Annotated in this window: 3 protein-coding genes; all 3 read right to left on the bottom strand. The window is 65.4% G+C overall.

What is annotated here, in order from left to right; all coding sequences use genetic code 11:
- The coding region (locus tag BM269_RS28655) for a condensation domain-containing protein (RefSeq protein ID WP_139232906.1) at nucleotides 1-2,189 on the bottom strand (2,189 nt) is incomplete at its 3' end.
- 38 nt (nucleotides 2,190-2,227) lie between these two features.
- Nucleotides 2,228-8,527 carry a non-ribosomal peptide synthetase/type I polyketide synthase gene (locus tag BM269_RS28660; protein WP_170860513.1) on the bottom strand — a complete coding sequence of 2,100 codons (6,300 nt, stop codon included), beginning with the start codon at nucleotides 8,525-8,527 and terminating at the stop codon, nucleotides 2,228-2,230.
- A 16-nt stretch (nucleotides 8,528-8,543) separates the two neighbouring features.
- Nucleotides 8,544-12,474, bottom strand: a 3,931-nt coding sequence (locus tag BM269_RS28665) for a non-ribosomal peptide synthetase (RefSeq protein ID WP_139232907.1), incomplete at its 5' end; no start/stop codon positions are given.

A 12,474-nucleotide genomic window follows, 5' to 3' on the forward strand; every position in this document is an offset into this window, starting at 1 on the left:
GAGTAGAACTCCTGCGGTGCGCGACTCGCCAGGTACGGCACCACGACCAGGCGGCCACCGGTCAGCAGCGCGCCCCAGATTTCCCAGACCGAGAAGTCGAAGGCAAAGGAGTGGAACAGGGTCCAGACGTCGGATGGGCCGAAGCCGAACCAGTGGTCGGTCGCCGTCATCAGGCGCGCGACGTTGCGGTGCTCGATCATCACGCCCTTCGGCAGGCCGGTCGAACCCGAGGTGTAAATCACGTAAGCCAGCGAGGAAGGCGACACCTCCAACGCCGGGTTGTGTGCCGGCTGCGCGCAAAAGTCGTCATCCAGCAGCATCAGTGATGCCGCTCCCACGTCGAGGCGCGAAGCCAGCGCGCTATCGGCCAGGACCACGCGCGGTGCGCAGTCTCCCAGCATAAAGGCCAGGCGATCATCCGGATAGACAGGATCGAGCGGCACGTAGCCTGCACCGGCTTTCATGATGGCCAGCAGACCGGCGATCATACCGAAACCCCTTTCGGCGCAGATGGCGACGCGGTCGTCCGGCTGCACGCCCAGCTCCAGCAGGCGGTGCGCCATTCGATTGGCGTTGGAGTTCAGTTCCTCGTAGGTCATTTGCTGGCCGTCGACAATCAGCGCAATCGCGTCGGGCTGCGCCGCAGCCTGTTCTTCGAAGCGGCCATGGATGGTGAAGTTCGCATCGAAGTCGCCGGAGGCATTTCCCAGCAAGGCAACCGACGAATGCTGCACGGCGTCCATCAACGGCAACGCATTAACCTTGCGCTCGTCTCCTTCCGCCATCGCCGTAACGATGGTAACGAAACTGGAAGCAATGCGCTGAACGGTGCCGACATCGAACAGGTCGGCGGCGTAACTGATACTACCGCCGATGCCACCAGCCGCCTCGGTCAGCATCATGCTGATGTCGAATTGAGTTGTGTTGCGGGCTTGTTCAAGCGGTGTGATTTCGAGGCCAACCATGTCCAGCGCACCGCCCGGCGTGTTATTCATGCTGAACATCGCCTGGAAGATGGGGCTATAGCTGGTACTGCGTGTTGGCTGCAATGCATCGACGATCTGCTCGAACGGCAGGTCCTGGTGGTCGTATGCACCGAGCAGGGTTTGCCGGACGGAGGCCAACAGGCCGCCCACAGTGGTGTCCTCGTCAATACGGGTGCGCAGTGCCAGCGTATTGACGAAGAAGCCCATCAGGTGTTCGATCTCGGTGCGCTGGCGGTTTGCGACGGCCGTACCAACCACCACGTCGCCCTGGCCGGACAAGCGGGCCAGCAGCAGGCTCCATGCGGCAAACAGGCTCATGAACAAGGTGGCGCCATGGCGCTGCGCCTGTTGGCGCAAGGTCTCGGCCAGTTTTGCCGGCAGTGAGAATTCGACGACGCCACCAGCGTTGGCGCGTACCAGTTGGCGTGGACGATCGGTCGGCAGATCGAGAACTGCCGGCGCGCCACCCAGGTGATCCTTCCAGAAGGCCGTTTGCGCCGCCAGCACCTCGCCTTGCAGCCAGCCCCGCTGCCAGGCGGCATAGTCCGCATACTGCAGCACCATCGGCGGCAATGGCGAAGGCTTGCCCGCCACGAAGGCGGCGTACAGGGCACCGATTTCGCGCACCAGAACGCCGATCGACCAGCCGTCGGAAACGATATGATGCTGCGTAACCAGCAGGATATGACTTTGCTGCCCAAGGCGCAGCAGCTGTCCTCGCACCAACGGGCCTGCGCCCAGGCTGAATGGCTTGGCGACTTCCTCACGGCTGATGCGCTCCACCGCTTCTTCGCGGTCTTTCGCATCCAGATGCGACAGGTCCTGTTCCGCCAACGGGAAGCCTGCGTCGGCCGGGCCTACGACCTGCACCGGATCGCCAGCCTCCGTAGCGAAGGTAGTGCGCAGGGCCTCGTGGCGGGCAACCACTTCGTTGAGCGCAGCGCGCAGTGCGGCATGGTCAAGGTCACCATCGAGACGCAACGCTGCAGGCATGTGGTAAGCCAGGCTGGCATTCGGATCGAGCTGGTCCAGGAACCAGAGGCGCTGCTGGGCAAACGACAACGGCAGCGGTGCGTTGCGGTTCGCACGCGAAATTGCTGGCGGCGCGAAACTGGCAGCGCGTGGGGCGGCGCTGCGCTTCAGGCGCATCATCAGCAGTTCGCGGCGGCGTGCGTCAATATCCTTGCTTACAATGTTATTCATCTCTATCGCTCTGTTCTAGTTGTTGTACGTGTTGTCTCTTATTGGCCCTGCTCGGCGCGTTCCTGCGCCAACATGCGTTCGATCTCTTCGTCACTGAGCTGATCCAGGTCGGCTGCCAGGCCTTCGATGTCTTCGTTCGAGAATTGGCCCAATTCCGCCAGCACCGCCGCCTCCGCCAGGGATGCGACAGTCGGGTGCTCGAACACCTTTGCCAGCGCGATATCGATCTTGATTTCATCGCGCAGGCGGGCGACGAACTGCGTTGCCAGCAACGAGTAGCCGCCTAGTTCGAAGAAGTTGTCGTGACGGCCGACCTGCTCGATGCCGAGCAAGTCCGCCCATAGCGTGGCGATGGCGCATTCGACCGCGCCTTGCGGCGCCTCATATGCCTGGCGGATCACCGAGTCCCCGCCTGGAGCCGGCAGGCGTGCACGGTCGATCTTGCCGTTCGGCGTGAGCGGGAATGCGTCCAGCACCACGTATGCGCCGGGCAGCATGTGTTCGGCCAGGTCGGCGGCCAGGGTGCGGCGCAGCTCATTGGCCTGCAGCGTGGCGCCTGCTTCGGCCACCAGGTAAGCCACCAGGCGCTTGTCGCCCGGCTGGTCTTCGCGTGCCACCACCAGCGCTTCGCGTACGCCCTGGCAGGCTGCAAGGCGCGATTCGATCTCGCCCAGTTCGATGCGGAAGCCGCGGATCTTCACCTGGAAGTCGTTGCGACCCGCGAATTCGATATTGCCGTCCGCCAGCCAGCGACCCAGGTCGCCGGTGCGGTACATGCGCGCCCCGGCCTCGCCTGCGAACGGATCGACCACGAAGCGCTGTTCCGTCAGGTCCGGACGGTTCAGGTAGCCGCGCGCCACCTGCACGCCGCCGATATGGATCTCGCCCACCACGCCGCGCGGCACCGGCTGGCCATGGCTGTCCAGGATGTAGACGCGGTTATTGGCCAGCGGGCGGCCGATCGGTACCGCGCCCTGCTGCACACCATCGCAGCAATACACCGTGGCGCACACCGTGGTTTCAGTCGGACCGTAGGAGTTGTACACGCGGCAGCGTGCCGACCAGTGGTTGGCCAGCGGCGCAGGCAGCGCCTCGCCGCCGACGATCAGTGCCTTCAGCGCCGGCAGCGATGCATCCTGAGGCAGTGCCGCCAGCACCGCCATCGGCAGGCTGACGTGGGTGGCGGCGCTGCGCTGCAGCGATTCCACCAGCGGCGCGCCCGGCAGCAGCTCACCGGCCGGAGCCAGGTGCAGCGATGCGCCGCTGCACAGCGCCATGGCGATTTCCGACACGCAGACGTCGAAGCTGAGGGAGACGAACTGCAATACGCGGCTCGACGCATCCACCTGGTACAGCGCGGTCTGCGCGTGCACCAGGTTGCACAGGCCGCGGTGATGGTTCATCACACCTTTCGGCTGGCCAGTGGAACCGGAGGTGTAGATCACATAGGCCAGGCGGCTGTCGTCCATGCCCTCGGCACGGGCAGGATTGGCGGCAGGCTGGAGATCCAGTTCGGCTGCGTGTTCGCCGTCCAGCACCACCAGCGGCAGGCCGGCGCCATCGAGCAATGCGGCGATGGCTGCTTCGGTCAACAGCGCGGCAGGGGCGCTGTCGGACAGCATGAAGGCCAGGCGCTGGGCCGGGTAAGCCGGGTCCAGTGGAACATAGGCCGCTCCCGCCTTCAGGATGCCGAGCAGGCCGGCCACCATCAGCGGGCCGCGCTCCAGGCACAGCGCGACGCGGTCGTCCGGCTGCACGCCGAGCCCGCGCAGGTAGTGCGCCACCTGGTTGGCGCGGCGATTCAACTCCTGGTAGCTCCAGGCGGTACTGCCGTAGGCCAGCGCCAGCGCATCCGGCTGGCCAGCAGCCTGCGCTTCGAACAATCCGTGCATCAACTGCCCTTGCGGGAATGCAGTCCCCGTCGCATTGAAGCTGTCCAGCAGACAGGCTTGCTGCTCTGCCGACAGCAACGGAATTTGCGCCACTGCCTGCGTTGGATTGGCAGCCATTGCCGCCAGCAGCACCCGCAGCTGTACGGCATAGTCTTCCACTGTTGCGCGGTCGAACAGGTCGCTGGCGTAATTCAGGCTGCCGACCAGTCCATCATTGCCGTCCTGCAGCGCCAGCAGCAAGTCGCATTGCGCAGTGTTTTCCGGCGTCTGTACGTGGCTGAACTGCAGCGCCGACATGGACACCGTCGTATCGGCCGGCGTGTTGTGCAGGTTCAGCATGACCTGGAATACCGGGCCATGGCTCATGCTGCGCACCGGCTTGAGTTCTTCCACGACCTGGTCGAACGGCAGTTGTTGGAACTCATACGCATCCAGCGTCGCAGTCTTGACGGCGGCCAGGAGCTCGCTCACGGTCTGGACATCATCCAGGCGCACGCGCAGCGCCAGCGTATTGACGAAGAAGCCAATCAGGCCTTCGGTTTCTGTACGCTGGCGATTCGCCACCGGCGTACCGATGACGATGTCGCGCTGTCCGGACAGGCGTGCCAACATGATTGCCCAGCCGGCCAGCAAGACCATGAACAGCGTGGTGCCATGTTGCTCGGCAAGTGCGCGCAAGCCGGCCGCAATGTCCTGCCCCAGTGCCAACTCGACGTGGCCGCCAGCATAGGTCTGGCGCGCCGGACGCGGACGATCGGTCGGCAGCTCGAGCAGGGCCGGCGCGCCCTCCAGGTGGCCGCGCCAGAACGCCAGGTGGCGTTGCAGGACATCGCCCTGCAGCCAGGTGCGTTGCCATGCCGCGTAGTCGGCGTACTGGATCGGCAGTGCCGGCAGCGGGTCGTCCTGGCCGGCCTGGAAAGCTTCGTACAAGGCGCGCACTTCTTCCACCAGCACGCCGATCGACCAGCCATCTGAGATGATGTGGTGCTGGGTGATCACCAGGATGTGTTCCTCCGCGCTGATTTGCAACAGCATGCCGCGGATCAACGCTCCCTGTTCAAGGTCGAATGGCGCAGCGCTGGCATCCGCCGCCATCATGTCGATCACGGATTCCAATTCATGGCCGGCCAGGTGCGACAGGTCGTGCCGGTGCAAGGCAAAGCCACAGTCGGCAGGTGCAAATTCCTGGTAAGCCTCGCCACCCTGCTCGGTAAAGCGCGTGCGCAGGCTTTCATGCCGGGCCACCAGGCGGTCCATTGCAGCGTGTAGCAATGACGCCTGCAGCGGACCGCGGATGCGTAGCGCCTTGGAGATGTGATAGGCCGCTGCTGCAGCCGGATCCATGCGGGCAATGAACCACAAGCGCTGTTGCGCCAGCGAAGCCTTGACCGGCTCGCCCTCCGCGCGGCGCGGAATGGCCGTCTCGATGCAGTCATTGCCGATTGCCTGCAGTTCGCAGGCTTGCTGCGCCACGGTCGGTTTACGGAACAACGTACGCAGCGGCAGGTCGGCCTGGAAGGCACCACGGATGCGGCAGCCCAGCTGGATAGCGATCAGGGAATTGCCGCCCAGCGCAAAGAAGTCGTCATGCACACCGACCGGCGCTACGCCCAGCACCTCTTCCCAGATCGCGCACAGCGACTGCTCGGCCGCTGTGGACGGCGCTTCAAAGGGCACCGGCAGGTGGGGACGCGGATAGCGTGCGAGCGAAGGCACCGCCGCTTCGGCTTCGGCCGGCCTGGTTTCCAGTACTGCCCCAGCGCTTTGTTCAGGCGCCGCCAGGGCACGGCTGTCGCCGCGGGCGATCCAGTAGCGTTGACGCTCGAAAGGGTAACCCGGCATCGGAATGCGGCAACGGCGGTCGGATCCATGCAGGCGCAGCCAATCCACGGGGACACCCGCTGCCCACAGTTGGCCCAAGGCGCCCAGCGCGGTTGACACGCTGCATTCCGGCGCATCCTTGCGCGGCATGCTGGTGGCGACACGGCCCAGTTCGTGGCGTGGCAAGTCGCGGCGCACCAGGTTGCCCAGCGTGGTGCCGGGCCCGACTTCGACGAAGGCTTTCGGCGTCCCGTCCATCAGCGCAGCGACGCCGTCGGCAAAACGAACGGTATGGCGCAGGTGGTCAACCCAGTAGCCGGGATGACCGACCAGGGCGGCATCGGCCCAGCCACCGGTCAGGTTCGACAGATAAGGAATCTGCGGGGCGCCGAAGCGCAGCGGTGCCAGGGCAGCACGGAATTCTTCCAGGATCGGGTCCATCAGGCCCGAATGCGACGCCGGCCAGCCAGCCAGCAGTTGGTACTCAATGCCGTCTGCGTCGAATTGCGCCGCCAATCGCGCGGTCGCCTCCGGGGTGCCGGAAATGGTGCAGGATTCGCGCGAGTTGACGCAGGCCAGCCACAGGTCTTCACCCAGGCGCCCCTCCATGGCTGCGGCGGGCGCCAGTACGGCCAGCATGTTGGCGGCCGGCAGGCGGCCGATCAGGCGGCCGCGCGTGGCCACCAGGAACAGGGCATCCTGCAGCGACAGCACTCCGGATACACAGGCGGCAACGTATTCACCCAGGCTGTGCCCGACCAGGGCGGAAGGCTGCAGGCTCCATTCCATCAGTTGGCGCGCCAGCGCATATTCGATGGTGAACAGGGCCGGCAGGGAGTACTGGACCTGCTGCAGCTGGGCTGCCTGCGGCGAGCCAGCCTGCGCGAACATCAAGGCCCGGATGTCGAGCTCCAGGCTGGCCTGCAGCAGCCCGGCACATTCGTCGACCACACTGCGGAACAGCGCTTCCTGCGCATACAGCTCTTTGCCCATGCCGACGTACTGCGTGCCGCCGCCCGGGAACATGAATACCAGCCCTGCTTCCTCGGCCGCCTGCATCTGCGGCACAGCCGGCACCGCGCGCAGCGCGGCAACCGCATCGCCGGCCGTGGCAGCCGCCACGCTGCGGCGGTAACGGAAGTGGCGACGCCCCTGCTGCAGGGTGTATGCGGCATCGGCCAGGTTGAGTGCAGGTTCTGCTTCCAGGTGCGCGGCCAGCTGCGAAACCGCAACGTCCAGCGCTGCGGGCGTGCGGGCCGACAGGACCAGCAACTGCGCAGCCCGGCTGGCAGGGGCGCTGGCAGTGGCTTGCGCCTGTTCCAGCACGACGTGGGCATTGGTGCCGCCGATCCCGAACGAGCTGACGCCGGCCCGGCGCGGAAAACCCTGCGGCTGCCATGGCGCATGGCGTGCATTGACGTAGAACGGGCTGTTGGCGAAGTCGATGTGCGGGTTGGGCTGTTCGAAGTGCAGGCTGGCCGGCAGCTCGCCGTGCTTCAGTGCCAGCGTGGCCTTGAGCAAGCCTGCAATGCCGGCCGCCACGTCGAGATGCCCCAGGTTGCTTTTCAGGGAGCCGATGGCGCAGTACTGGCCCTGGCCATCCGCGTCGAAAGCCTGGCGCAGTGCGCCGATCTCGATCGGGTCCCCCAACGCCGTGCCGGTGCCGTGCGCCTCGATATAGGTGATGGTGGACGGATCGACGCCCGCCACCGCGTGCGCTTCGCTGATGCAGGCAGCCTGCCCCTCCACGCTTGGCGCGGTGAAGCTCAGCTTGTCGCTGCCGTCGTTGTTGATGGCCGAGCCGCGGATCACGGCGTGTATCGTGTCGCCATCCGCGCGAGCCGCTTCCAGGGATTTCAGGAGAACCAGGCCGATGCCGCTGCCGGCAATGATGCCGCTGGCACTGGCGTCGAACGGCTTGCAGTGGCCATCGCGCGAATACAGTCCGCCTTCATTGTGGAAGTAGCCGGTTTTCTCCAGGTTGGAGATGGCCACGCCGCCTGCCAGCGCCATGTCGCTTTCCCCGCTGAGGATGCTCTGGCAAGCCATATGTACCGCCACCAGCGAAGTGGAGCATGCAGTCTGCACCACTACGGCCGGGCCGCGCAGGTCCAGCTCGAAAGCCGTGCGGCCGCACAGGAAATCCTTGTCGTTGACAAGCATGATCTGCCGCACGCCGGCCGATGCCAGGACGCCAGGGTTGCTGGCGATATTCTCAATCAGGTAATTGCTGGTGGCGGTACCTGCGAACAAGCCGATCGCACCGCGATAACCGCGCGGCTCGTAGCCTCCATGCTCCAGCGCCTCCCAGGCGCATTCAAGGAACAGACGGTGCTGCGGGTCCATCAGTTCGGCCTCGCGCGGCGACATGCCAAAGAAGCCGGCATCGAACAGGTCGATGTTATCCAGCAGCGACGCGGCCTTCACGTAGGATGGGTCATCCAGCGTTGCCTGGTCCACACCTGCGGCCCGCAACTCGTCGTCGCTTACCGGGCGCACCGATTCCACGCCATCGCGCAGGTTGCGCCAGAATTCGTCCAGGTTTGCCGCATCGGGGAAGCGTCCCGCCATGCCGATGATGGCCACGGCGTTGCTGTCGTCGTCATGCATATCTGTTGTGCTCATGTTCTTGTTCCCGCGCTTATTGGTTGCGTTGTAGACGTTTGCCTTTTTGGGCCGCCAGGCGGTCGCGCCGCGCCGCTGCCCGTGCGATGCCGTCCGGTACCCGGCTGGCCGCAGCCGTCTCGGCATCCAGGTAGCCGGCCAGCTTGGCCACCGTCGTGTACTTGAAGTAATCGGCGATGGCCAGGCGGCCCGGATAGGCAGCCGACAGTTCGCTGTGCATCTTCACGATGAGCAGCGAATGCCCGCCCAGTTCGAAGAAGTTGTCGTGGATGCCGACCTGCTGCAGTCCGAGCAAGCGCCCCCACAGGGTGCACAGCGCGGTTTCGGTGGCGCCGGACGGAGCGGTGTAGTCGCCGCTGCGGTGGCTGAGCGCCGCCGCCGGCAGGCGTGCACGGTCGATCTTGCCGTTCGGCGTGAGCGGGAATGCGTCCAGCACCACGTATGCGCCGGGCAGCATGTGTTCGGCCAGGTCGGCGGCCAGGGTGCGGCGCAGCTCATTGGCCTGCAGCGTGGCGCCGGCTTCGGCCACCAGGTAGGCCACCAGGCGCTTGTCGCCCGGCTGGTCTTCGCGCGCCACCACCAAGGCTTCGCGTACGCCCTGGCAGGCCGCCAGGCGCGATTCGATCTCGCCCAGTTCGATGCGGAAGCCGCGGATCTTCACCTGGAAGTCGTTGCGGCCTGCGAACTCGATATTGCCGTCCGCCAGCCAGCGACCCAGGTCGCCGGTGCGGTACATTCGCGCCCCGGCCTCGCCTGCGAACGGATCGGCCACGAAGCGCTGTTCCGTCAGGTCCGGACGGTTCAGGTAACCGCGCGCCACCTGCACGCCGCCGATATGGATCTCACCCACCACGCCGCGCGGCACCGGCTGGCCATGGCTGTCCAGGATGTAGACGCGGTTATTGGCCAGCGGGCGACCGATCGGTACCGCGCCCTGCTGCACACCATCGCAGCAATACACCGTCGCGCACACCGTGGTTTCAGTCGGGCCGTAGGAGTTGTACACGCGGCAGCGTGCCGACCAGTGGTTGGCCAGCGGCGCAGGCAGCGCCTCGCCGCCGACGATCAATGCCTTCAGCGCCGGCAGCGATGCATCCTGTGGCAGTGCCGCCAGCACCGCCATCGGCAGGCTGACGTGGCTGGCGGCGCTGCGCTGCAGCGATTCCACCAGCGGCGCGCCCGGCAGCAGCTCACCGGCCGCAGCCAGGTGCAGCGATGCGCCGCTGCACAGCGCCATGGCGATTTCCGACACGCAGACGTCGAAGCTGAGGGAGACGAACTGCAGTACGCGGCTCGACGCATCCACCTGGTACAGCGCGGTCTGCGCATGCACCAGGTTGCACAGGCCGCGGTGATGGTTCGTCACACCTTTCGGCTGGCCAGTGGAGCCGGAGGTGTAGATCACATAGGCCAGGTGGCTGTCGTCCATGCCATCGGCACGGGCAGGATTGGCCGCAGGCTGGAGATCCAGTTCGGCTGCGTGTTCGCCGTCCAGCACCACCAGCGGCAGGCCGGCCCCATCGAGCAATGCGGCGATGGCTGCTTCGGTCAACAGCGCGGCGGGGGCGCTGTCGGACAGCATGAAGGCCAGGCGCTGGGCCGGGTAGGCCGGATCCAGTGGAACATAGGCCGCTCCCGCCTTCAGGATGCCGAGCAGGCCGGCCACCATCAGCGGGCCGCGCTCCAGGCACAGCGCGACGCGGTCGTCCGGCTGCACGCCGAGCCCGCGCAGGTAGTGCGCCACCTGGTTGGCGCGGCGATTCAACTCCTGGTAGCTCCAGGCGGTACTGCCGTAGGCCAGCGCCAGCGCATCCGGCTGGCCAGCGGCCTGCGCTTCGAACAATTCGTGCATCAACTGCCCTTGCGGATAGGCGACGGCAGTGGCGTTGAGGGTCTGCGTGACGTGTTCCAATTCCGCCTGCGACAGCAGGGAAACCGCAGCCTGGGCGGCATCCGGTGCCGCCACCATGGCGCGAACGATGGCCAGGAAGCTGGCCTGCGCCTGCTCGACCTGGCGCGGCGACAGCGTGCGCGCATCGAATACCACGTGGATGCCATGCGCCGCATCGTCGCTGCAGCTGACGCCCAAGCCGTAACCGGTCGCTTCGTAGGAACGGGTAAAGCCTTCCGCCTCGGCCTTGCCCGCCAGCTTTTCGTAGACGTGGAAGTTGATGTAGTTGAAAACAGCTTCGTACAACGGCTGGCGGCCATTGTCCATGTGCAGCTGGAAGTACGGGTAATGGCGGTATTCCATCACTGCCAGTTCGTCGCGGTAGGTGGCCAGTACCAGGTCGCGCCAGCTGCCTTTACCGGGACGACTGTGGAATGGCAGCGTGTTCAGGAACAAACCCAGCACCTTGTCGCCATCGACTGCCTCCGGGCGCACGTTGGTGACCAGGCCGGTGGTCACTGCATCTTTACCGGACAACATCGACAACAGGCGCAGGTGCGCGCTGAGCAGAACGGTGCGCACAGGGACCGAGAGACTGGCTGCAAAAGCGCGGATATCCTGGCACAGGCCGGGTTCCAGAGCGACGCCGGAGACAGCTCCACTGCCACCATCGCCATCCGCCAGCGGCAACGCAGAGAACTCGTGACCCGAGAGGAATCCCTGCCAGAAGGCTTTATGTGCAGGAGAGCCAAGCGCCTTACGCTCGCCTAGCGACGTTGCACGTGGAGTCTGTGCCAGTGGTGCCAGGTCGATGACTGCGCCGCCGCGATCCAATTGCGCAACATAGTTGTTGAACAACTCGGTCTGCAGCGAGGCGACGCTCCAGCCGTCGAGGATCGCGTGATGGCCACTGAAGGTGTACTGGATCTGACGCTTGTTACGCACATGGATGAAGATGCGCAGCAAGGGTGCCTGCTCCAGGTCAAACGACTCGCCCTTCTCCGCTTCCACGAAGGCGGCCAGCGAGGCATCCTGCTCTTCCCGGCTGGCGGCCGAAATGTCGGCAACGATCAGCGGTACGGTAGACTCGGGATGAACCAGCTGCAGTGGCTCGCTGAATCCGTGCAGTGCGAACGAGGTGCGCAGCACCGGATGCTTGCGCGACAGGGCAGCGAGCACCTGGCGCATGGCCGCCTCGTCCCACGAAGGTACGTCCAGGCAATGGCTGCTCAATTCGTGGTACAGGCCTTCGGCCTGTTCCTGCTGGTTGTGGAAGACCATCCCCAACTGCAGCATCGTCAGCGGATAGGCATCCTCGACATCCGCCGGCATGAGGGCTCGGTCTGCATCGGAGATGCTTTCGAAAGCATTGTGGTCCGCATGGCCTTCCGCCGCGGCGCGGCCCTCCAGCTGCTGCGCCAGGGCCGAGATGGTCGGCGCCTTGAACAGGTCGACGATCGCGATCTCCATGCCGCGCTCACGCGCCTTGGCCACCACGGCGATACTGCGGATCGAATCGCCACCGATTGCGAAGTAGTTATCGTTCACACCCACCTGGTCACGGCCCAGGACTTCGGCCCAGATCTCAGCCAGCGCAGTTTCAATTGCACCTTGCGGTGCCTGATAGGCTTGGGCTGCAAAGTCGAGCGTGTCCGGCGCCGGCAAGGCCTTGCGATCGAGCTTGCCGTTGGCGGTCAGGGGGAATTCCTCCAGCATCACGTAAGCGCCCGGCACCATGTAGTCGGCCAGGTCAGCCAGCAGCGTGGCACGCAGGATTGCCGCTTCCAGGGTTACACCAACTTCTGGCACGACATACGCCACCAGGCGCTTGTCGCCCGGCTGGTCTTCGCGTGCCAGCACGACTGCTTCACGCACGCCGTCGCAGGCTGCCAGCTTGGCTTCGATCTCACCCAGTTCGATACGGAAGCCGCGGATCTTCACCTGGAAGTCGTTGCGACCCAGGTAATCGATGCTGCCGTCGGCCAGCCAACGTCCCAGGTCACCCGATTTGTACAGGCAGCCTTCCGGCGTGTTGATGAAGCGTGCGGCTGTCAGA

This window comes from Duganella sp. CF458, from assembly GCF_900113115.1.
In the GTDB taxonomy this organism is placed as follows: domain Bacteria; phylum Pseudomonadota; class Gammaproteobacteria; order Burkholderiales; family Burkholderiaceae_D; genus Rugamonas.